Source organism: Clostridium sp. TW13, assembly GCF_024345225.1.
GTDB classification, from domain to species: Bacteria; Bacillota; Clostridia; order Clostridiales; family Clostridiaceae; genus Inconstantimicrobium; species Inconstantimicrobium mannanitabidum.
On the sequence record NZ_BROD01000001.1, the window covers coordinates 55,158 to 78,973 of the forward strand.

The window sequence follows — 23,816 nt, forward strand, 5'->3', positions numbered from 1 at the left end:
GTGTAGTAAGTTGGTAAAGATAACTACAAAGATACATTATGGTGAAGAAGATTTCCAGAAAATAATGCAACGTTTGATCAATGAAAAAATAGAAATGCTCACAATGCAGCTTGAAAATGGTGAATACAAGCAGTGCAATACATCAAGTGATAATTATGAAGAATGTCAGGAGTGAATGCTAGTATGAAGGTATGGAATGTTGCAATATATGCAAGAGTATCAACAGACAAGCAGGATCAATCTGAATCAATTTCTTCACAAATTGGGAACATGAAAAAGTGGATTGTTGAAAAGTCAAGACAAGACAAAGAAAATATATATAACATAGTAGACATATATGAAGATGAAGGGACTTCAGGTTCAACCTTTGAAAGAGATGCATTTATAAGAATGAAAAAGGATATTGAAAAGGCTAGAATAAATATGGTGATTACAAGAGATCTTTCTCGGTTCTCAAGAAACTATATATTAGCAGGATATTACCTAGAGGACTATTTCAAAGTTAATAATGTTAGATTTGTCTCAATACTAGATAATGTAGATACAGATAAAGATTTTGATGATATAATCCCATTTAAGAATATTTTAAATGAGATGTATATAAAAGATTGTAGCAAGAGGGTAAGAGCAGCATTGACAGAAAGGATGCAAAGAGGCTCATCTATTGCTAGTAAGCCACCTTATGGATATAAGTTTGAAACAAAAATGGTGGGATCACAAAAATATATATATTTAGTACCAAGAGGAGATGAAACTACAGAGGTAGTAAGAAAGATATTTGAATTATATATAAATGGTTTTGGGATAGGCAAAATAGCATCTTACTTGAATAAAAAGGGGGTAGTTTCTCCCTCAAATAGAAATTCTAGATGGACCAATAACACCATAGTTTATATACTTAAAAATCCTAAGTATGGTGGATATATGGTCCAACAAAGATACAGAAAAGTTAGCTATAAATGTAAAAAGGTAATAGCTGTGCCTAAAGCAGAATGGATAATAGGTGCTGAGTTTCAAGGGATAATTGAAAAAGATACCTTTAATTATGTTCAGGAGTTAATAGATAAAAAGAGAAAAAGTTATAGATATAAAGGTGGAGTCAAACATCTTTTTAGTGGAGTGTTGAGATGCGCTGAATGTGGAAGTAGAATGCAATATAGAAGTAAGTATTTAGGGTACAAATGTGCAAAGTCTCAAAGTGGTGAAAAAAAGTGTACAGCACACAGCATAAAAGAGGAATTCTTACTTAATGAGCTGAAAAAATGTATAAAGGATAGTATAAATAATGTAAGCAACATAGATATTTATTATAAAAGTATAAGTAATATTAACTTTGGTAGTAGCTTTAAAAAAAAGTTATCCAGTATTAATACAGAGTTATCCACAATAAATAGAAGAATTGAACAATTATATGAGGATAAATCTAAGAACATACTGTCAGATATGAACTTTGAAAATATGTTGTTTTCCATACAGCAAAGACAGGAAAAACTCATTGAAAAAAGGGTGGGTATTAACAATGCAATCCTTGAAGAAAAAAGCAGAGATGTAGATATAAAAATGCGTGTAACAAGAGAGATAGATGATCTTATAAAACTAAAAAATATTGATCGTAATTTTATTGAATCCTTTGTGGATAAAATTATTGTTTCAGAAAATAATTTAACTAAACAAAAGTATATAGAAATATTTTTTAAATTTAAAAAATAATGTATAATATAAGCAATTTACAAAAGTATAGAACTTTCAGTGAGTTGCTTTCTTTTTTATTATAAGCCAATATTTGTTATTTTTTGGATTATAAGAAAAAAATATATTTATATTTATTAATTAACAAAATTATAGCTGCTTTTATGATATAATATTTTAAATAAATTAAAAATAATGGTATTTTGATAAAAGTTATTAAAGAAAATTAAGTGTTGTGTAAATCAAGGTGAAGAAAAGTGTGTTGAGGTGAAGCATATGGGGACACTGGAAAAAGGAATACAAGCTTATAATGAAAATAGGTATGAAGAAACAATTAAATTATTAACAAGTATAGAATCTTTGGATTCCTTTGATAAAGAAGAAATACTTAAAATAAATAAATATCTAGGTATGTCTCATTATAGATTAGCCAATTATATGAAAGCAATAAGTTACTATAAAAATTGTTTAATCATAGCAGAAGAGTTTAAAGATAATAAATTAATATTTGAAGCTAAATACAACATGATTTCTGTGTATTGTGCAATATCTGATTTTGAAAAAGTGAAAGATTTAATAGCAGAAATTTTAACTATAGCTGAAAATGATGGGGACAAGTTTTACATTGGAAAATCCTATAATGCATTAGGTGCAATGTGTATTGATAGCACAGATGAGAATAATATAGAAGCTAAGAGATTAGCATTAAAGTATTTTCAAAAAGGAATAGAAGCAATAAAAAATTGTGAATATTATGATTTGGAGGCTATGATTTATAGTAATTTGGGATATGCGTATTCCAAATTAGGAAAAATAAAATTAGCGCTTGATAATTTATTCATAGCATTAAATTTATCAGAAAAAAATGATACTTTTGTGGTAAAACCTTTTGCTTTGTTTACAGTTGCAGAAACCTATTTTAAAGATGAAAAAGTTGAAGAAGCATTAATGTATCTTAATCAAGCAATAGATATTTTTAAATTTATAGGTGAAAGGCATAGAGTCGCAGAAGCATATAAATTATATTCTGATATTTATGAGAAAAAGGAAGATTTTAAACAAGCGTTGGAGTATGAAAGATTATATTCAAGCTTAATGCTTGATATTAAAAATAATGACTATATAAATATGATGTCTAAATCTCAAATGGAGTATGATCTTTTAAAAGCAGAGAAGGACAAAGAAATATATAGAATTAAGAATGAAGAACTTAATAAATTGAATTCTGAACTTAGTAAGTTAAATGAAGAGTTGCACGCTGCATACAAAGAGGTGAATAGATTGTCTGAAAGAGATTATTTAACTTCAACATATAACAGAAGAGGAGTAGCAAATAGAGTATCTAAACTAATAAAAACAGAAGTTAATGGAGTAATTCTATTTGATATTGATTGGTTTAAGAAAATAAATGATAAGTATGGTCATGATGCTGGGGATAAAGTCTTGAAACAGATGGTAGATAGAATAATGTATGGAATTGATGATGAATTTACTTTAGGCAGATGGGGAGGAGAAGAATTTCTAGTAATATTACCTAATAAGAATAAAGAAGAAACTTATGATTTTTGCTTAAAAGTTTTTGATGTAATGGAACCAGAATTTTATATTGATAATGCAAAAATTAATATAACAATTACAGCAGGGGTAGATACATTTAAGAATTATGCTGATTTTGAAGCTGGAGTTAAACGCGTAGATATTAAACTATATCAAGGAAAGCAAAATGGAAGAAACATAATAATTGCATAAAGTAGATGACCTGTATTGTACATTAAGGGACTGCTACCTGCATAGGGCTTTCAGCAGTTAAACTCTTGAAAAAAGATAAGGATGCAGTATTAATTGTTTTACCATCAGATCATTTTATTGAAGGAAATCAGAGTTTTATTGAGACTTTAAAGCATGGTGTTGATATTGCAGAAAGAAGAAGAGGAATAGTAACTATTGGTATTAAGCCTACACGACCTGAAACTGGTTATGGATATATACAAATTGGTGAGAAAGTAGCATCAGGGTTAGATACTTACAAGGTAGCTAGGTTCACAGAAAAACCTAATCTAGAAGTGGCTAAAGATTTTATGATGACAGGTAATTATCTATGGAACAGTGGTATGTTTATCTTTAGAGCGGATGTTATCCTTAGAGAAATTGAAAAGTACTTGCCTAACATGTATAAGAATTTAATTGAGATTTATAAGTATGTAGGAGAGGAAGAGGAAGAAAAAGTAATTATTGATCAATATAAGCTTATTGAAGGCATTTCTATAGATTTTGGTGTTATGCAAAAAACTAGAAAAGCTTACGTAATAAAATGTGATTTTACATGGGATGATATTGGAAGTTTTACAGCATTAAGCAGATTTTTAAAGAGTGATAAAAATAATGTGGTTTCTAAAAATGTTTTTTTACAGGGTAGCGAAAATTGTGCAGTATTTGGAGACAAGAACTTAATAATCGGTTTTGGGCTAAAGGATTTAGTAATAGTAGATGCAGGAGACGTCATACTAGTTATGGATAGATATAGAGATCAGGAAATAAAACATCTACTAAATACACTAAGTGAGGAACAAGGTTATAGAGATTACTTGTAATAAACTTATGTATATTTTTAGTCACGAAGTGATGAAATTTGCCAGATTTCATCACTTTTATTTTCTGTGAAGTTAATCTAGAATAATTGATCTTCCATGATGAACCAAAAGTGGTGCTATGTATTTTAAAATATATATTTAGAGGTCTATTGTAAGTTTACAAAAAAAGATATAATATTAATGATGGAAGAAAAATTGTAATAATTAAGTTAACGTTAGAAGTGTAACTTAGCTTGATAAAATTTAACTAAAAATAAAGTACATACATATTGGGATGTAGAGGATAAATCATAATAGTTAGTTGAGGTTGAAAGTATGAAGAAAAAAGGAAAATATGTGCTAGTGGGGATTATTTTGGCATCATTTGTTACAATAATGAATTTTCAAAATAAAAGTTATGCTGGCAGCAACACTAATATAAATCAAGCAAGGCAAGAATTAGCAAATTTGGAGAAATTAGATGTTAGTGAAATTGAAAAGAAAATAGAAGAAAAAAATAAGCCAGCAGTTGTTGAGGAAGAAGCTCAAGTTACTGCTAACTCCAATATAGATTTCAAAAAGTATTTCGAAAATTCAGTGTTTATGGGAGATTCTATTACAGAAGCATTAAGTGAGTATGCTTATTTAGATCCATATAATGTGCTAGCAAAGAAAGGACAGACTGTAGTAATGGCAAAGCAAAGTGTCCCTAATTTGAAGGCTATGCATCCAGCAAGAGTGTTTTTACTATATGGAATGAATGATGTGGAATCATATGATAGTGTATATTTTAAGCAACAGTATACACAACTTATATCTCAAATAAAGGCAGTATTGCCATCAGCACAAATATATGTACAGGCTCCGTTTCCTGTATTAAGTAAAGCTGTATTTTCAGGAAAAATGTTAACAAATGATAATATCAACAAATTTAGACAAGCGGTTAAAGAGATGTGTGATGAGCAAAATGTAAAATATGTTGATGTTACTGTGCTTGTTAAGGATAGTAGTATGTATGAGCCAGATGGAATACATTTTAAGTATGATTTTTATAAAACATACTTAACATATATGCATGACATTATAAACAAATAATTAGGAAGTAAAGGATAAAGCCATGAAAAAAAGTTACAAAATTAAATATTACATATTGGGAATGAGTGTAATAATTATTTTTATAGCTCTATATGGAGTTATAAAACAAAAAGATGTTAGCATTTCGCAGATAAATGCAAGTGTGGTAAGTAATACAGATGTAAAAGTGATGGATAAGGGAGATAGTTCAAAGTTAAGAAAATTATATTATATAAATAAGAGTGAAGTAGAGGATTTTGTTTTGTATGCACCCAAAAATAATATGGAGTCAAATGAAATTCTTATAATTAAAGCCAAATCAAAAGGTGATATGAAAGACTTAAAAAGTAAGATACAAAAAAGGATTGATAAACAATCTGATAGTTTTAAATCTTATAGACCAGAAGAATATAAAATAATATCTAAACATGTTTTAGAAGAAAAGAATCAATATATAATTTTGATTATATCAAAGGATGTACAAAAAATAGAGGAATCCGTTAATAAGATTTTTTAAGTTAGATGATTTTACTTATTTTTTGAAGATGTCGAATAATAAAAGAAACTTAGGTTGGAGTGATTAATTTGGTTTTTAGTAGCTTGATATTTATATATATGTTTTTGCCGGTGACGTTAATTTTATATTTTATAGCACCTAAAAAAATTAAAAATTTTATTATATTAGTAATGAGTTTGATTTTTTATGGATGGGGAGAACCTGTATACATACTTTTAATGTTAGCTTCATTAATAATAGATTATTTAGGAGCATTACTTATAGAGAAAACTAGACATCAAAAGGAAAAAAGCAGATTTATATTTGTTACAATACTAGTGATAAATCTGAGTGTATTGTTTTTCTTTAAGTATTATGGATTTTTAATTGATAATATTAATGGTATATTTCACACAAGTTTGAAGATAAAAAGTTTACCATTGCCTTTAGGAATTTCTTTTTATACTTTTCAACTTATATCTTATATTGCAGATGTTTATATGGATAAGGCAAAGCCTCAGAAGAATATTATTAATTTTGCAACATATATAGCCATGTTCCCTCAGATAACTTCAGGACCAATAGTTCAGTATAACTACATAGCATCACAATTATCCGAGAGAGAGATAAACATAAGCAATGTAGGGGTTGGATTAGAGAGATTTATATTAGGTCTTGGTAAAAAGATGATCTTAGCTAATAATATAGGGCTTATCTGGACGCAAATAAAAGCTACATCTGTAGGTGAAATATCCGTGCTATCTGCATGGATAGGAATCATAGCTTTTACGTTACAAATTTATTTTGATTTTAGTGGTTATTCAGATATGGCTATAGGTGTAGCAAATATGTTAGGCTTTGAGTTTAAGGAGAACTTTAACTATCCTTATATATCAAAAAGTATTACAGAGTTTTGGAGAAGATGGCATATATCTTTGAGTTCGTGGTTTAGAGACTATATATACATACCACTTGGTGGAAATAGAAGAGGAATGCTTATTCAATTCAGAAATATATTTATTGTCTGGTTTACCACTGGTTTATGGCATGGTGCTAGTTGGAATTTTATAATATGGGGAGTGTACTTTGGAGTTTTAATTTCTATTGAAAAATTATTTTTACTTAAGGTACTAGATAAGCTACCAAGATTTATACAGAATATATACACCATGATTTTAGTTGTAATAGGTTGGGTATTTTTTGATACCTCAAAATTAGGAGAAGCAGTATCTTACATTAAGACGATGTTTGGTTTTGCAGGAAGACCACTTATTGATAATTATGCTAGATATATAATGCAAACTAATGTAATCATTCTGATTTTAGCTATAATATGTGCTACTCCTCTTATAAAAAATATAATTAGGATTTTAAAAGAGAAGGGTAAATTCCCAGGAGCACTTATTGTTGTTGTACTTTGTATAGGAATTTTAACTATTTCAACAGCGTATTTAGTAAGTGAGAGTTACACACCGTTCCTATACTTTAAGTTTTAGGCATCTGAAAATAAATAACAAGTCTAGATATGCGACAGATATTTTTAGTTAGACAAGGAAGCAGGTTTTGCAGATGCGGTAGTAGCAGAAATATATGAGGTGGAGCAAGTGAAGAAGAAAAGAAAAAAAAGTGTCAAAGAGAGAAGAGAAAGAGATAAAAAGGCATACGGAGTATTAATAAGTATAGTTTGCGTTATATTTATTGGCACATTATCAATAATTAATTTAGTGAAAACTGATAACAAAATATCAGAGCAAGAAAATAGAAGTTTGCAACAAAAGCCTGAATTTTCATTGACTAAATTGTTAAATGGGGAATTTTCAAGTGAGTACAGTAGCTATATAGCAGATCAATTTCCAGGTAGAAGTTTCTTTGTAAATCTTAAGACTAAACTAGAATTATCAACAGGGAAAAATGAAAGTAATGGTGTTTTTATTGGAAAAGATGATTATTTAATTGAGGATTTTCAAAAGGGTTCAGCTCAAGAATTAAAATCAAAACTTGATGCAATAAATCAGTTTGCTAGCCAAAATAAATCATTAAAAACCTCAGTTATGTTGGTGCCAACAGCTACAAAGATATGGCAGGATAAGTTACCTCAAAATGCTCCAGTAGATGATGAACTTGAGTATTTAAATCAAGTTAAAGAAAAGCTGAACAAAGATATACAATTTGTTAATGTCTATGATGCTTTAAATAAAAATAAGGATAGATATATATATTATAAGACAGACCATCACTGGACAACAGAGGGTGCCTATATTGCATATGTAGAAATGTGTAGACAACTTAAATTGACTCCTAAATCCATAAATGATTATAAAATTGAAAGAGTATCTAACAGTTTTTACGGAAGTTTATATACTAAAGTAGGAGTGGGTAAAGGAACACCAGATAGTATTAATGTATATTTACCTAAACAAGATGGAGAAGTGGTTGTTAATTATGTTGATGAGAGAAAGAAGGTTGCCAGTCTTTATAGTAATGCTAGCTTAGATATAAAAGATCAATATCAAGTTTTTACAGGTGGTAATCATTCTCTTATATCAGTAAAATCAATGGCTGATCCAACTAAGAAATTACTTTTAATAAAAGATTCATACGCTAATAGTTTGCTACCATTTTTAACTGCTAATTATGGAGAGATATATGTAGTGGATTTAAGATACTACATGGACAATGTTAAGGAGTTAATAAAGACTAATGGTATAACTGATGTGTTATTTTTATATAATGTGAATACTTTTAATGAAGATGATTCTATATTAAACTTGGCTGATTAATAGGGTATATAAAAGAAATAAGAGGAGCTTAATGCTCCTCTTATTTCTTTTATAAATCCTTTTGACATATTAATTTAAGTTTTTCAGCCCTACTTAATTGTTTAATGCCATATTCTCTTTTTAATGCAGAAGACTTGTCCTCAAATTCTTCATAATAAGCTAACTCAACTGGAAGTCTACAACGAGTATACTTAGCACCTTTGCCTGAATTATGAGTTTTTAGCCGTTTAGTTAAATCAGTTGTCCAACCTGTATATAAGGTTTTATCAGAGCAACAAAGAATATAGACATAATGCATACAACAGAACTCCCTTTTATATAAAAGTAAGATTATATATAAGCTTTAATTATTTTAATTAATCTCTTTTACTTCTTATTAGTTAATTATTGCTTACTTATTTATTTATAGCTTCACTTTTGATGAATTAAATTTATAAGATTATATATAAATTATATCATAATATTTTTGATAGTGATTAACCTTAAAAATCATTTTTATGCTGTTTATATAACTCTTCTAAGTGCTCTTCAGTGGCAAAACCATCTGCAGCTCCAGCTACTCCGATTTTGTATGAAGCAAATAAAATAGCTTTTTGCAATGATTCATAAGGATTTTTTGTTTTATCATAATAATGTATAAATGAAGAAAATAAAGAATCCCCTGCACCAATGGTACTAACAATCTTTCTTGTATTTATAGCTTTAAATCTGCCTATAAAGTTATCTTCTTTAACGTACATAAGTGCACCTTTAGCACCTAAGCCTACAACTATAATTTCATTATCATATTCTTCACTGATTTTTTTTACAAAGTCTTCTACTGGTTCATTTATGTTTTCATCACTTAAAAACAATATATTAGAGTATTTCATAAAATCACTATTGTACTCATCGTGAATATTAGATAGAACGTGTACATCAGTAGCAACTATTTTCCCTTGCTCTCTTGCTATCTTTAAGAAAGGTCTAGAAAAATTAATGTTACAAAGAATTATTGTTGAGCATTTATTCATAGCTTCTTTAAATAAAGATTCATCATATGAAGTATCCTGAATGTCTTTTAAATCACAATGGATTTGCCTCCTGCCATTTTCGTCGTATAGTATTACACTTTCAGGTGTTGTCTTCAATTTATTTTCTACAAAATCAGTATTTACACCAAGATTTCTTAGGGTGCTGATTGCTCTCTCTCCTTCAAAATCTTTTCCCACCATAGATAGGATATTAACTGAATCACCCAATACAGTTAATGCCTTTGAAATGTTCATACCAACTCCAGATACTCCTGAGTTTACACCGAAGAATGAGTAGTGTATTGGATTATATTCTAGTGGGAAATTGGGGATTTTCACTGTGGTTTCAATATTTATCAAACCTGATACAAGTATTTTGCTCATAAATAACCCTCCATATAGAATTTATTCGTTTAACTATTACATTATATCACTTTGGAGGTTGAGTTAAAATATTCTATTTTTATATAAATTAGTTATGAATTAAATAAGTAATTAACTCGTTAGATTAATAATATTTTGAGAGCATTAAAGTGGTATAATATATTAGACAACAAGGATGGAGGTAAAAGATAATGAATCAAAAACGAAAAAATACTTATGATACGCTGATTTTTTTGAATAACTTTCAAGTAAGATTGCTTTTAGAAGCAATAATAGTTGGATTCTTTGCAGGCTTAGTAACAGTAGCTTATAGACTAATATTACAATATGCTGAAAGCTATTCTAAGAAATTATATTTATTTATATCTGGAAGCGTAGTAAAGATTCTGATATGGGCAATCATAGCCGCAGTATTAGCTTATATTGTAGGAATAATGGTAAAGAGAAATCCTATGATAAGTGGTAGTGGAATACCTCAAGTAGAGGGAGAGCTATCAGGATATTTTGAAATGGATTGGTTAAGGACAGTTCTTGGAAAGTTTATTGGTGGAGTTATATCTATAGGAACTGGATTATCTTTAGGAAGAGAAGGTCCATCAGTTCAGCTAGGAGCCTGTGTTGGAAAAGGTGTATCCAGAGTATTTAAAAGAATAAAGGTGGAAGAAAAGTTATTGATGACTAGTGGAGCTAGTGCAGGACTTGCAGCAGCATTTAATGCACCTTTTGCAGGAACTATGTTTGCCTTAGAGGAAGTACATAAGAGCTTCTCTCCATCAGTGCTATTAGCAGCTATGAGTTCGGCAGTAGTTTCTGATTTTGTATCAAAAGAAGTTTTTGGTTTAAAGCCAGTTTTTACTTTTGGGAGAGTGCAAGCTGTGCCACTACAGTATTATGGGCTAATTATTTTATTAGGAATAATTTTAGGGTTAGCAGGTGTTTTTTATAATAAGATTTTATTATTGTCACAAAAACTTTATGCAAATCAGAAATGGTTGAAGCCTGAATTTAGAATGATAATACCATTTCTATGTGCAGTAGCTTTAGGATTGACTTTGCCTGAGGTTTTAGGTGGTGGTCATAGTTTGATAGAATCTATGATTGATGTAAGTTATACGTTAAAGATGATTGTTATCATATTGATAGTTAAGTTTATCTTTTCTATGATAAGTTTTGGATCTGGTGCTCCTGGAGGGATTTTCTTTCCTCTATTAGTTATAGGCGCACTTATAGGAGCAATTTATGTTAGTATATTAACAAATTTCTTAGGATTTGATCCTGCATATGTGAATAACTTTATAATATTTGGAATGGTAGGATATTTTACAGCTATAGTTAGAGCACCTATTACAGGAATAATCTTGATTCTTGAGATGACAGGCTCTTTTACACATATGTTATCATTAACTATTGTATCAATAACTGCTTATATTGTTGCAAATCTAATGAATAGTGAGCCAGTATATGAGTCTTTATTGACAAGCTTTTTAAGAAAGAAGAATCTTGTGCCTAAAGAACTTAAGAGAGCTTCAATTCATAAAGTATTGATAGAAATGCCAGTGTGCTATGGTTCAAAGTTAGAAGGTAAGTATGTAAAAGATTTTAATTGGTCAAAGGAAAGTTTAATAGTGGCTATAACCAGAGGAAACAAAGAAATAACACCTAAAGGGGACACTGTAATAAAAGCAGGAGATTATGTGCTAGTTCTTGTGCCAGAAGATAAAGAAACAGAATCCAGACAAATTCTGTACAATTTAACTAAAGAAAATTTAGATATTTAAAAGTACATAGGTTTATATAATAATCTATTTGGAATTGTTATTTATTTTCAGATGCCTTAAATTAATTTAGAACCACTATAACCCATTTTGAATATGATAAATTGAAGAGTATTATTTTAGGAGTAAAGTTTATGGGTTTTGTAATAATATCAATAGTTCTATTAATTATTATATTAGTAACTATTATAGCGGTATTACTTTCAGTATCTTCTAAAGCTGAAGAAGAATTTTTCAAGCTAAAAGAGCAAGACCAAAAGGATTATATTGAAAAAGATAATATTGAAGATATTCATAAAAAAAATGAGGATAAATAGTGAAGAAAATGTATGACACATATTGATAATGAGAAAATCATAATTATTTGGTTTTCTCATTTTTTTGATATATAGATAGTTCGAAGTATAAGATGTCTACTACTTGTATAGAACTATCCCATAAGCAGAGAGCCAAAAGCTTGTCTTTTGCGCGAGTTGCTTACTCCTAGGACGCTAGGAATAGGAGTTTCATTAATAATGCTGTTGGACAAACTACAAAAATTCGATATTTTTTTACCAACATTTAGAGGGAACACTTCTATATACATCTTTATATATATGCAAGTAATAGTTAAATAGAATATATAGTTAACTGGATGATTTTAATTTGGACTTGTTATTTATTTTCAGATGCCTAATAAAATAAACTCGTAAAAATTAAGTAGTGAAAATGTAAAATCATTAAATTCTCTTAATACTATTGCCAAATGAGGGAAAAGATAATATAATTAACGCATGAACATATGAATAGTTGTTCATATGAAGGAGGATGAAATTATGGCTGATAACAATATAGAAAAGTGTTCAATTGATTGTATACATGAAGAGGTATTAAAAAAAGTTAAAGCTTGTTTACCTCAAGAGGAAACTTTATACGATCTAGCTGAATTATTTAAAGTTTTTGGTGATACTACAAGAGTTAAGATATTATGTGCATTGTTTGAAAGTGAAATGTGTGTTTGTGATATAGCTAATTTATTAAACATGACTCAATCAGCAGTTTCACATCAACTTAGAGTATTAAAGAGTGCAAGATTAGTTAAGTATAGAAGAGATGGAAAAGTAGTTTATTATTCATTGTGTGATGAACATGTTATACACATCTTCAATGAAGGTTTAAATCACGTTCAAGAGTAAAGAATAGATTGGGAAAAGGGCGGTGTTTGTTAGTGAAAGAAGTTCAATTGTATTTAGATGGACTAGATTGTGCAGGATGTGCAGCGAAGATAGAAGATAGGGTTAATAAGCTTGAAGAAGTAAAGGAAGCTACAATGAATTTTTCTACAAAAACATTAGTGGTAGAGCTTATTGATGAAAAGAATAAAGACCAAGTTATAAATAAATCAAAACAGATAATTAATAGATTAGAACCAGATGTTAAAGTTAGTGAAAAGGCTACACTTAAAGTTGGTGGTAATAATGGACATCAGCATCAGAATAATTGTAATGATGCATGTAGTTGTGACGGTAAGCATCATCACCATAATGAAGTTTATGAAAACTCCCATTCTCATTCTCATGAGCATGGTGATGAAGAAGAGTTTGGTAAGAAGGAAATAATCAAATTTTCAATAGGTATAGTTTTTTATATTTTAGGACTTGTGCTTAAATTAGATTTTATACCTGAATTAATATTGTATTTAGTAGCTTATTTACTAATTGGTGGAGAAGTAGTATTAAGAGCATTTAAGAATATATTAAAGGGAGAAATTTTTGATGAAAATTTCTTAATGTCAGTAGCTACAATTGGAGCATTTGCGATTAAGCAATTTCCAGAAGCAGTAGCTGTTATGATATTCTATCAAGTAGGTGAAATGTTCCAAGATAGAGCTGTTAACAAATCAAGAAAATCAATTAAAAGTCTGATGGATATAAGACCTGACTATGCAAATGTTGTACGAAATAATACAGAAGTTAAGGTATCACCAGAGACTGTAAAAATAGGCGAAGAAATTATAGTAAAGCCAGGAGAAAGAGTCCCACTTGATGGTATCCTTGTATCAGGAGAAGGAGTACTTGATACTTCTGCATTAACAGGAGAATCTTTACCTAAGGATGCAGTGATAGGTGAGGAAATTTTATCAGGATGTATAAGCAAAAATGGAGTATTAAGAATAAAAGTTGCTAAAAGTTTTGGAGAATCTACTGTAGCAAAGATATTAAATCTAGTAGAGAATGCTGGAAATAAGAAAGCTGATACAGAAAAGTTTGTAACAAAGTTTGCAAAATACTATACACCAGCAGTAGTATTTACTGCACTAATATTAGCGATAGTACCACCACTTGTAATTAAAGATGCTACTTTCTCAGTTTGGGTATATAGAGCTTTATCTTTCTTAGTTGTGTCTTGTCCTTGTGCCTTGGTAATATCAATTCCTTTAGGTTTCTTTGGAGGAATTGGAGCAGCAGCTAAAAAAGGAATTTTGATAAAAGGTGGAAATTATTTAGAAGCTTTAAAAAATGTTGAAACTATAGTTTTTGATAAAACAGGAACTTTGACTAAGGGTGTTTTTAAAGTTACAGAAATAAATTCACAAGAAGGTATCACTAAAGAGCAATTATTAGAATATGCTGCTTTTGCAGAAAGCTATTCTACACATCCTATTGGGTTATCAATTCTTGCTAGATACAATAAAGAAATAGATAAAACTAAGATTTCTGGATATGAAGAAATTTCAGGACATGGTATAAAAATATCATTAGATAATAAAGAAATTTTAGTGGGTAATAAAAAGCTTATGGATGATTTTAATATACAGTTCAATGAAGCTAAGTTACCAGGAACTATAGTTTATGTTGCAGTAGATAAGAAGTATGCAGGGTATATTTTAATATCAGATGAAATTAAAGAAGATTCTAAAGAGGCTATGAAAACATTAAAATCTTTAGGAGTAGAAAAAACTGTTATGTTAACTGGAGATAATTCAAATGTTGCTAACATTATAGGTAATGAAATAGGTGTAGATGAAATCTATAGTGAATTATTACCTGGTGATAAAGTTGAAAAATTAGAAGGTTTTTTTGCTGGTAAAAATAAAAAATCAAGTATAGTATTTGTGGGTGATGGAATAAATGATGCCCCAGTACTTGCAAGAGCGGATGTTGGAATTGCTATGGGAGGCATAGGATCAGATGCAGCAATAGAAGCAGCAGATGTAGTAATAATGACAGATGAACCTTCAAAGATAGGTGATGCAATAAAAGTTGCTAGAAAAACTAGCAGAATAGTGTGGCAGAATATAGTGTTTGCTTTATCAATTAAATTACTAATTCTTATATTGGTAGCAATAGGGTTAGGAAACATGTGGGAAGCAGTTTTTGGAGATGTAGGAGTTGCATTAATTGCTTTATTAAATGCAATGAGAATATTAAAGAAATAATATTGTAAATAATAAAAGTTCTCTATAAATGATCATTTTATAGAGAACTTTTTAGTTGTTTCATTTAGTTTTCAGTAGATGAATAATTTACTGATATTACTTTTACCCCTTTGTTTTCTAGGTCTGTTGCTTCAGTTTCGCTTATATCAGAATCTGTAATTAAATGAGTAATTTCATTTATATCGCCACTAGAAAAATTATGATGTCTGCCTACTTTTGAACTATCTGCTAATACATATATTTCACCATTACATCGATTTATCATTTCGTGATTTATTAAAGTTTCTTGGAGTACAGAAGTACTGATACCAGAATCAGCTGCAATTCCACTGACCCCTAAGAAACACTTATCAGCAGTTACTTTTGAAAGAATATAAGTAGCAAATTCTCCAACTAAGGATTGTTTTCTCTCATAAACTTGGCCCCCTGTTAATACTAGTTCAATATTGGGACCGATAGTTGAATTAAGTGCCTTACCATTATTGGTTACAATATATACTCGTTTATCTTCAAGGTATTCTAATATTAAAAGAGCTGTAGAACTAGAGTTTAAAAATACAGTATCTCCATCTTGAATTAAACTAGCGGCATATTTTGCAATAGCCTGCCTTTTATTTGTAAGTATTAAATCAGCATCTTCACTTTTAATATGTTCATTTATATATGCAGAATAATCATCAGAAGGGTTTACTAATCTAGCACCACCGTAATATCTTTCAATTAAACCTTCATCCTCTAAAGCTTGAAGATCTCGTCTTAACGTAAGTGGTGAGATTTCTAACATTTCAGCTAAATCATTAGTATTTATTGATTCATTTGTCTTTAGATAACTTAAAATTCTTTCTCGTCTTTTTGAAACTATACTTTGAGTTTTTTTCATATCAATCATCACCTTTAATTTAGATTTTGATTTTTGTTATATATTGATGAATTTTTAGATTAAAGAAATAATATACTTTCTAATTTCATTTTTATTATTAGATAAATCTCTTTTCTCTAAATAAATATATACCAAGTTTATTGATATATACATTTAAAATAGTCAGTAAATAGTAATATCTTAATTTGATTATATAAATTAATTTTAATACTGTTACAATATGATAATACTACAAACGTTCAAAAAATTCAAATAGAACATGCAAAAAATAATAAAAAAATAAAAATGATAAAAATAATTCAAAAAGTACTTGAATTATTTGAACTATTAATGTATTATAAAGACATAAACAAACTAAAAGTTCAAACAAAACAAACACAAAGTTCGAAAAGAACATATAAATGTTAAAATGAACATAAATGTTAAAGTTATCTTAAAAAGAAAAAATAATGAAATGAATATATTTATTCAAAGTAAAAAATAAAAAGAGTTTTGAGGAGGAATTAAAAATGTCACAAGTAGAAAAAATTACAAGAGAATCATGGGTACTTAAAACTTTTCCAGAATGGGGTACTTGGTTAAATGAAGAAATAGAAGAAGAACAAGTGAAACCAGGAAATTTCTCAATGTGGTGGTTAGGATGTACAGGAATATGGGTTAAAAGTGAAGGTGGAACAAATATCTGTATAGATTTTTGGTGCGGAAGTGGAAAAAATACAAGGTCTAATCCATATATGAATCCACAACATCAAATGGCTAGAATGTGCGGTGGTAAAAAGCTTCAACCAAACCTAAGAGTAGCACCTTTTGTATTAGATCCATTTGGAATAAAACAAATAGATGCAGTTTTATCAACACATGACCACAATGATCACATTGATGTAAACGTTGCAGCTGCAGTTATTCAAAATTGTGATCCAAGTGTACCATTTATAGGACCTCAAGCATGTGTAGATAAATGGGTAGGATGGGGAGTTCCAAAAGAAAGATGCATAGTTGTTAAGCCAGGAGATACAATAAAAGTTAAAGACATTGAAATTGTAGCTTTAGAATCATTCGATAGAACAGCTTTGATTACAGAACCACCAACTGGTGACATAAGAGGAACAATGCCAATAGATATGGATATTAAGGCAGTAAACTACTTAATAAAAACTCCAGGTGGAAATCTATATCATAGTGGAGATTCACATTATTCAAATTATTATGCTAAACATGGAAACGACTACAAAATAGATGTGGCTTTAGGATCTTATGGAGAAAACCCAAGAGGAATCACTGATAAGATGACATCAGTAGATATCTTAAGAATGGCAGAATCCTTAAATACAAAAGTAGTTATCCCATTCCATCATGATATTTGGTCAAACTTCCAAGCTGATACAAAAGAAATATTAGAACTATTTGATATGAGAAAAGATAGATTACAATATAAATTTAATCCATTCATATGGCAAGTAGGCGGAAAATTCACATTCCCAGAGGATAGCAATAAGAGAGAATATCATTATCCAAGAGGATTTGAAGATTGCTTTACAAATGAAATTAATACACCATATACATCATTCTTATAAAATCAATAGAGGGTTAGCCTAATGCCTAACCCTCAATAAAAGGTAAAAGGGGAAGAGACTATGTTACAAGAACTAATTGATAAAAAAAGATATTCATTCCATGAAGGTTTTGATACTTGGGAAGATGCAATTGCTGCTTCTTGTAGACCTTTAATTGAAGATGGATCAATAACAGATGATTATGTAGGAGCAATAATTGCTAATGTGAAAAAGTTTGGACCATACATAGTTATAGCACCTAATATTTGCATACCACATGCTCAAGAAGGTGTGGTTGGAGTTAATGAAACAGCAGTATGCTTTATGCAAACTAAAAAACCAGTTCATTTTAGTGATGACCCAGATCAAGATGCAAGATTATTCTTTGTATTAGCTTCAACAGATAGCAACAAACATTTAGAAAACTTATCAAACTTGGTAGGAGTAATAGAAGATGAGGCTGTGGTTGATAAGTTATTAGAAGCAAATAGCAAAGAGGATTTAGAAGCAATTGCTAAAGAATTAGCAAAATAATTTAATAAGATGTTTAACACGGTATTTAAGTAAAATATTTTTAAAGAGGGAATGAACAAAATCAGATAAAAAAGCATAGGGGGAATTTATAATGGAAATATTAATTGATGTATGGAAGTTTTTCCAGGTTAATATATTAACAAAGCCAGCGTTCTTTATAGGTTTTATAGTACTTATCGGATATTTATTATTAAAACGTCCAATTTATGAAGCTATAGCAGGTTTCATAAAAGCAACAGTTGGTTATTTAATCCTAAATGTTGCAGCTAGTGGGCTTGTAACAAACTTCCGTCCAATATTAGCAGGGTTGAAAGATCGTTTTAATTTGACAGCAGCAGTTATAGATCCTTATTTTGGACAGACGGCAGCGCAGAAGGCTATAGAGGGGGTTGGAAGATCCTTCTCACTTATGATGATAGTTTTATTAATAGCATTTATGTTCAACATAGTTTTAGTGTTATTTAGAAAGCAAACTAAGATAAGAACAGTGTTTATTACAGGACATATTATGGTTCAACAATCATCAACAGCTTTATGGTTAGTATTATTCTGTTTCCCTAACTTAGTAGATACTCAAATTGTAATTATGCTTGGATTATTATTAGGAGCTTACTGGGCAGTATCAGCAAATCTTACAGTTGAAGCAACTCAAGAGTTAACTGAAGGTGGTGGATTTGCAGTTGGTCACCAACAAATGTTTGGAATCTGGCTTACAGACAAAATTGCAGGAAAAATAGGTAATAAAGAAAAATCAATTGAACATTTAAAGTTACCAGGATTTTTATCAATATTCAATGATAACGTAGTTGCTACAGGTATATTAATGATGTTATTCTTTGGATCAATTATGGGTATACTAGGACCAGACCTATTACATCAAATAGACAAAACTGGTTTTGCAGCAGATACAAATTTCGTGTTCTATATAGTGGAAAAATCATTAAACTTCGCAGTTTATTTAAGTATATTACAACTTGGTGTTAAGATGTTCGTTTCAGAACTTACAGAATCATTCCAAGGTATCTCAAACAAGATTTTACCAGGATCAATGCCAGCAGTAGACTGTGCAGCAACATATGGATTTGGTCATGCTAATGCAGTAACAATAGGTTTCTTATTTGGAGCATTAGGACAATTTATATCAATTATAGGATTAGTAGTATTTAAGAGTCCAGTATTAATCATAACAGGATTCGTACCAGTATTCTTTGATAATGCAACATTTGCAGTATATGCAAACAAAAAAGGTGGTTTAAGAGCAGCTTGTATAATTCCTTTTGTATCTGGAATAATTCAAGTACTAGGAGGAGCTTTCGCAGCATACTTCTTTGGATTAGCTAAATTTGGTGGATGGCATGGAAACTTTGACTTCGATACAGTTTGGCCAGTAATTGGTGTGTTAATGAAGAACTTCCAATACGTAGGTTTTGGAATTGTGTTAGTAGCTTTATTGGCAATACCACAAATTCAATATTTCAAGAATAAGAAGGGCTATTTTAAGATAGCGGAAGATTATGAAGAATATATAAGTGAAACTGAAAAAGCATAAAAGATAATTTCTTAGGTGCAATTAATCAAATAGTATTTAAGTTTAATTGCACCATTCTAAAAATAGAGTATAAAAATAAAATTAAAAGGATGTGTATTTATTATGTTAAAAGTATTAGCAGCATGTGGTAGTGGAATGGGTTCAAGTCAAATAATTAAGATGAAAATAACTAAAGTTTTTAAGAAGTTAGGAATAGATGTATCAATTCAACATAGCAGTGTAGGAGAAGCTAAGAGTCAAGCATCAACTTTTGATGTAGTATTTTGTTCAGAAGTTTTAAAATCAAATTTCAAGAGAGCTGAAGATTCAGGAACTGTAGTAATTGGATTAAAGAATGTTTTATCTGAGCAAGAAATTGAAGAAAAGGTTATGGCAAACGTAGTAAATAAAAAATAATTAATATAGCTAATGTGATTTGAGGGGATGGAATATGAAAATTATAAAAAAGCACTTAGACGAAATGTATCGTGCATATGCAGCAAGTTCTATAGAGATAGATGGAGAACTTAATTTATTAGTAGCCTCTGAAGAAAAAGGATACCCTTGCTATGCATATAGTGGTAAAGATTTCAATCATCGTCAAACAGTTTGGGATAATGGTGGGGGATGTATGTCAATTATTCCTATTCCAAATCGTAAAAATGAATTCTTGGCTGTTAGAGACTTCTATTTAAAAGAAAGTCCAAGTGATGCTCGTTTAGTTTGGGGACATTTAGTAGATGGGGAATGGGTTGTTGAAACAGTTGTTAAATTACCTTATTTACATCGCTTTGATGTATGGGATGTTGATGGAGAAGTATATTTTATTGGAGCTACTATAGCTGATGTTAAAGCTTCAAAAGATGATTGGAGTCATCCAGGAACTATATACTATGCTAAGTTACCAGAAGTATTAACTGATGGTTTAGATTTTAAAGTTCTTAAAAAAGGTTTGTTTAAAAATCATGGATATATTCGTCATATGGTGGATGGTAAACCTAGAGGTACTTTTGGGTGTGACCAAGGCGTATTTGAAGTAATTCCAAGTAAGGATGGAGAATGGCAAGTTAATCAATTGTTAGAAGGTAATATTAGTGAAGTTGCTTGGTGTGATTTAGATAGTGATGGTGTAGATGAATTAATGACCATAGAGCCATTCCATGGAAATACAATGAAAATCTACAAGCTTATTGATGGCAAGTATACGGAAATCTATACTTACCCATATGAAATTGACTTTGCACATACCTTAGTAGGCACAACACTTTGTGGTGTACCAAGTTTTGTTGGTGGTGTGAGACGTGTAGAGGCTGAATTGTTTTATATACAGTGGGTTGATGGAAAATGCCAAGAAACAATTATTGAGAAAGGTGTTGGCCCAGCCAATGTTTCAGTTATCAATTTAGAGGATTGTGATTTAATTGTCTCAGCTAATCATACAAAGAATGAAGCAGCTGTATATTTTGTAACTGAATAAATAATAGTAATCTAATAATTTAATATTTATATGGAACTTAAGGGCATGGATTGTATATAAGAATCCATGCTCAAGGTTTATGGATGGGGGGAATTGTTATGTTAGAAGATTTAAAAAAACAAGTTTATGAGGCGAACATGCTTTTAACAAAATATAATTTGGTGACATTTACGTGGGGTAATGTTTCTGCAATAGATAGAGAATTGGGATTAATAGTTATTAAACCATCTGGTGTTGATTATGAAAAGATGAGTCCAGAAGATATGGTGGTTGTGGATCTAAAAGGAAATGTTGTTGAAGGAAAATATAAACCATCCTCAGATACACCAACACATGTAAACCTATATAATCATTTCTCGGAAATAGGAGGAATAGTACATACACATTCTAGATGGGCCACTATATTTGCTCAATCAGGAAGAGGAATTAAGGCATATGGTACAACACAGGCAGATTATTTTTATAATGAAATTCCTTGTACAAGAGATATGACAGTAGATGAAATAAAATCTAATTATGAATATAATACAGGATCTGTTATAGTTGAAGCTTTTGAAAAGTTAAATCCAAACTATGTTCCAGCTGTGGTAGTAAAAAATCATGGACCCTTCACTTGGGGAAAAGATGCAAACGAAGCAGTTCATAATGCTGTGGTTTTAGAAGAAATTGCTATGATGGCATGGAATACAGAAGTTTTAACAAATCATGCAGTTAAAACAATGCCACAAGAATTAATGGACAAGCATTTTATGAGAAAACATGGTCCTAACGCATACTACGGTCAATTATAATAAAAATAATATTACAAAGCAGGTGATTTTATGAAGGAATATACATTAGCATTATATGAAAAATCTATGCCGAATTTTTTATCATGGGAAGAAAAGTTGCAATGTGCTAAAGAATGCGGTTTTGATGCAGTAGAGATAAGTATAGATGAGACTGATGAAAAGTTATCAAGACTTGATATGTCAAAAGAAGAAAGAAAAGACCTCGTAGAGCTAATGTTTAAATGTGGTGTAGAGATTAGAACTATGTGCCTTAGTGGACATAGAAAATATCCATTAGGAAGCCTAGATGAAGCCACTAGAAATAGAGGAATGGAGATAATGGAAAAGGCAATTAACTTTGCTGATGATTTAGGCATTAGGATAATTCAAATAGCAGGATATGATGTTTATTATGAGCAAGGGACTGAGCAAACAAGAAAGTATTTTGAAGATAACCTAAAAAAATCTGTGGAAATAGCTGCAAAAAAAGGAGTCATCCTGGCTTTTGAAACAATGGAAACAGAATTTATGAATACAGTTGAAAAGGCTATGACGTTTGTTAAGCAAGTGAATTCGCCATATCTTCAAGTTTATCCTGATTGTGGCAATGTTACTAATGCAACTTTAGCTAATGGTGAAAATCCAATAGATGATTTTGAAACTGGAAGAGGACATATAGCTGCTGTGCATTTAAAGGAAACAGTTCCAGGCAAATTTAGAGAAATTACTTTTGGAACAGGTCATGTGGATTTTGAAGAAATAATCAAAAAATCTTGGGAACTTGGGGCAAGAAAGTTTACAGCTGAATTTTGGTATGTAGGCAATGATGATTGGAAAGAAGTAATTAAAAATACAAAAGTGTTTATGGATGAAAAATTTAAAAATGCTTTGGGATAAACATAAACAAAATTAATTTAGAGAAAAGTATATTTGTTATAAAAACAATAGATAGGTTGGTGAATGTATGAATAAGCAAGAATTGATTTCTAAATCAAAAGAAATCAAAAAAAACATTATTGAAATGATTTATGAAGCTAAGTCAGGGCATCCAGGTGGTTCATTATCTTGTGCAGATATAATTACTTATTTATATTATGAAAAGATGAATGTAAATGTTGAGAATCCAAAGGATTTAAGTAGAGATAGATTTGTTTTAAGTAAAGGGCATGCTGCTCCAGCACTTTATGCAGTACTAGCTGAAAAAGGATTTTTTCAAAAAGATGAATTAAGTAATCTTAGAAAAACAGGATCATTACTTCAAGGGCATCCTGATGCAAAGCACATACCAGGGGTTGATGTATCAACAGGATCACTTGGACAAGGAATATCCAATGCAGTAGGTATGAGTTTAGGACTTAAAACTCAAAATAATAAAGCAAAAGTATATGTACTTTTGGGAGATGGAGAACTTCAAGAAGGATTGGTTTGGGAAGCTTCCATGGCAGCAGCACATTATAAGTTAGATAATTTAGTTGCAATTATAGATAATAATGGACTTCAAATTGATGGACCAAATGAGGAAGTAATGGGAATTGCCCCACTAGATAAAAAGTTTGAGAGTTTTGGATGGAATGTAGTTTACTGTGAGGATGGAAATGACTTTGAAAAGATTAATAAAGCATTTTTAGCAGCAGATAAATGTGCAGGAAAACCAACTGTAATTGTTGCAAAGACTGTAAAAGGCAGTGGAGTAAGCTTTATGGAAAACAATGCAGGATGGCATGGGCAAGCACCAAATAAAGAAGAAAAAGAGAAAGCAATAGAAGAAATAATGAAATAGTATTCAGAGAACTTATTGATATAGATTATGTTGACGGAATTCTATGAAAATCATAAGCAAGTATGTATAAGTTAATGGTACAAGGAAAAGCTAGG

The 23,816-nt window shown here is 30.1% G+C and carries 22 protein-coding genes and 1 pseudogene; 20 read left to right on the forward strand and 3 right to left on the reverse strand.

What is annotated here, in order from left to right:
* Nucleotides 1-10 precede the first annotated feature (10 nt).
* The 8 genes and pseudogenes from OCU47_RS00315 to OCU47_RS00350 all read left to right on the forward strand — a co-directional run bounded on the left by OCU47_RS00315 (nucleotide 11) and on the right by OCU47_RS00350 (nucleotide 8,609).
* Entirely contained in the window at nucleotides 11-175 is a 165-nt protein-coding gene (locus OCU47_RS00315) for a hypothetical protein (RefSeq protein WP_261826633.1), read from the forward strand.
* An 8-nt stretch (nucleotides 176-183) separates the two neighbouring features.
* Nucleotides 184-1,710, forward strand: a complete 1,527-nt coding sequence (locus tag OCU47_RS00320; protein ID WP_261826634.1) for a recombinase family protein — start codon at nucleotides 184-186, stop codon at nucleotides 1,708-1,710.
* Nucleotides 1,711-1,965: 255 nt separating this feature from the next.
* Nucleotides 1,966-3,438: a tetratricopeptide repeat-containing diguanylate cyclase gene (locus OCU47_RS00325; RefSeq protein WP_261826635.1), complete on the forward strand. Its 1,473-nt coding sequence runs from the start codon at nucleotides 1,966-1,968 to the stop codon at nucleotides 3,436-3,438.
* A 29-nt stretch (nucleotides 3,439-3,467) separates the two neighbouring features.
* Nucleotides 3,468-4,280: pseudogene (locus OCU47_RS00330) on the forward strand (mannose-1-phosphate guanylyltransferase); the annotation flags it as partial.
* A gap of 315 nt (nucleotides 4,281-4,595) precedes the next feature.
* Nucleotides 4,596-5,354, forward strand: coding sequence for a GDSL-type esterase/lipase family protein (locus OCU47_RS00335; RefSeq protein WP_261826636.1), 759 nt, complete (start codon nucleotides 4,596-4,598; stop codon nucleotides 5,352-5,354).
* A gap of 22 nt (nucleotides 5,355-5,376) precedes the next feature.
* Nucleotides 5,377-5,850, forward strand: a complete 474-nt coding sequence (locus OCU47_RS00340; protein WP_261826637.1) for a DUF4358 domain-containing protein — start codon at nucleotides 5,377-5,379, stop codon at nucleotides 5,848-5,850.
* A gap of 68 nt (nucleotides 5,851-5,918) precedes the next feature.
* Nucleotides 5,919-7,325: an MBOAT family O-acyltransferase gene (locus tag OCU47_RS00345; RefSeq protein WP_261826638.1), complete on the forward strand. Its 1,407-nt coding sequence runs from the start codon at nucleotides 5,919-5,921 to the stop codon at nucleotides 7,323-7,325.
* Between the two features lie 108 nt (nucleotides 7,326-7,433).
* Entirely contained in the window at nucleotides 7,434-8,609 is a 1,176-nt protein-coding gene (locus tag OCU47_RS00350; RefSeq protein ID WP_261826639.1) for a DHHW family protein, read from the forward strand.
* 49 nt (nucleotides 8,610-8,658) lie between these two features.
* Here the strand turns inward: OCU47_RS00350 and OCU47_RS00355 are convergent, their stop codons facing one another.
* Both OCU47_RS00355 and OCU47_RS00360 read right to left on the reverse strand, forming a co-directional pair.
* On the reverse strand, nucleotides 8,659-8,907 hold the full coding sequence (locus OCU47_RS00355; protein ID WP_261826640.1) for a GIY-YIG nuclease family protein: 249 nt from the start codon (nucleotides 8,905-8,907) through the stop codon (nucleotides 8,659-8,661).
* A gap of 184 nt (nucleotides 8,908-9,091) precedes the next feature.
* Entirely contained in the window at nucleotides 9,092-10,006 is a 915-nt protein-coding gene (locus OCU47_RS00360) for a carbohydrate kinase family protein (protein ID WP_261826641.1), read from the reverse strand.
* A gap of 191 nt (nucleotides 10,007-10,197) precedes the next feature.
* On the opposite strand from OCU47_RS00360, the gene OCU47_RS00365 reads away from it, so the two are divergent.
* The 4 genes from OCU47_RS00365 (at nucleotide 10,198) to OCU47_RS00380 (ending at nucleotide 15,199) form a co-directional block, all read left to right on the forward strand.
* Nucleotides 10,198-11,784: a ClC family H(+)/Cl(-) exchange transporter gene (locus OCU47_RS00365; protein WP_261826642.1), complete on the forward strand. Its 1,587-nt coding sequence runs from the start codon at nucleotides 10,198-10,200 to the stop codon at nucleotides 11,782-11,784.
* Nucleotides 11,785-11,915: 131 nt separating this feature from the next.
* Entirely contained in the window at nucleotides 11,916-12,098 is a 183-nt protein-coding gene (locus tag OCU47_RS00370) for a hypothetical protein (protein ID WP_261826643.1), read from the forward strand.
* Nucleotides 12,099-12,596: 498 nt separating this feature from the next.
* Nucleotides 12,597-12,956 carry an ArsR/SmtB family transcription factor gene (locus OCU47_RS00375; RefSeq protein ID WP_261826644.1) on the forward strand — a complete coding sequence of 120 codons (360 nt, stop codon included), beginning with the start codon at nucleotides 12,597-12,599 and terminating at the stop codon, nucleotides 12,954-12,956.
* Between the two features lie 32 nt (nucleotides 12,957-12,988).
* Nucleotides 12,989-15,199 (forward strand): heavy metal translocating P-type ATPase, encoded by a 2,211-nt coding sequence (locus OCU47_RS00380; protein WP_261826645.1) that lies wholly within the window; start codon nucleotides 12,989-12,991, stop codon nucleotides 15,197-15,199.
* A 64-nt stretch (nucleotides 15,200-15,263) separates the two neighbouring features.
* Here the strand turns inward: OCU47_RS00380 and OCU47_RS00385 are convergent, their stop codons facing one another.
* Nucleotides 15,264-16,079: a DeoR/GlpR family DNA-binding transcription regulator gene (locus OCU47_RS00385; RefSeq protein WP_261826646.1), complete on the reverse strand. Its 816-nt coding sequence runs from the start codon at nucleotides 16,077-16,079 to the stop codon at nucleotides 15,264-15,266.
* Nucleotides 16,080-16,588: 509 nt separating this feature from the next.
* Between OCU47_RS00385 and ulaG the strand changes: the two genes are divergently transcribed.
* The 8 genes from ulaG to OCU47_RS00425 all read left to right on the forward strand — a co-directional run bounded on the left by ulaG (nucleotide 16,589) and on the right by OCU47_RS00425 (nucleotide 23,721).
* Entirely contained in the window at nucleotides 16,589-17,653 is a 1,065-nt protein-coding gene (gene ulaG, locus OCU47_RS00390) for an L-ascorbate 6-phosphate lactonase (RefSeq protein WP_261826647.1), read from the forward strand.
* A 60-nt stretch (nucleotides 17,654-17,713) separates the two neighbouring features.
* The gene (locus tag OCU47_RS00395; RefSeq protein WP_261826648.1) at nucleotides 17,714-18,166 is read left to right on the forward strand and encodes a PTS sugar transporter subunit IIA; all 453 of its coding nucleotides are present in this window, start codon (nucleotides 17,714-17,716) and stop codon (nucleotides 18,164-18,166) included.
* 91 nt (nucleotides 18,167-18,257) lie between these two features.
* Nucleotides 18,258-19,715: a PTS ascorbate transporter subunit IIC gene (locus OCU47_RS00400; protein WP_261826649.1), complete on the forward strand. Its 1,458-nt coding sequence runs from the start codon at nucleotides 18,258-18,260 to the stop codon at nucleotides 19,713-19,715.
* Nucleotides 19,716-19,817: 102 nt separating this feature from the next.
* Nucleotides 19,818-20,111 carry a PTS sugar transporter subunit IIB gene (locus OCU47_RS00405; protein ID WP_261826650.1) on the forward strand — a complete coding sequence of 98 codons (294 nt, stop codon included), beginning with the start codon at nucleotides 19,818-19,820 and terminating at the stop codon, nucleotides 20,109-20,111.
* 34 nt (nucleotides 20,112-20,145) lie between these two features.
* On the forward strand, nucleotides 20,146-21,171 hold the full coding sequence (locus tag OCU47_RS00410) for a hypothetical protein (RefSeq protein WP_261826651.1): 1,026 nt from the start codon (nucleotides 20,146-20,148) through the stop codon (nucleotides 21,169-21,171).
* 98 nt (nucleotides 21,172-21,269) lie between these two features.
* Nucleotides 21,270-21,962, forward strand: a complete 693-nt coding sequence (locus OCU47_RS00415; RefSeq protein WP_261826652.1) for an L-ribulose-5-phosphate 4-epimerase — start codon at nucleotides 21,270-21,272, stop codon at nucleotides 21,960-21,962.
* A gap of 30 nt (nucleotides 21,963-21,992) precedes the next feature.
* Nucleotides 21,993-22,838, forward strand: coding sequence for an L-ribulose-5-phosphate 3-epimerase (locus OCU47_RS00420; protein WP_261826653.1), 846 nt, complete (start codon nucleotides 21,993-21,995; stop codon nucleotides 22,836-22,838).
* A 67-nt stretch (nucleotides 22,839-22,905) separates the two neighbouring features.
* A complete protein-coding gene (locus OCU47_RS00425) occupies nucleotides 22,906-23,721 on the forward strand; it encodes a transketolase (RefSeq protein ID WP_261826654.1) in 816 nt (271 codons plus the stop codon).
* Nucleotides 23,722-23,816: the final 95 nt, after the last annotated feature.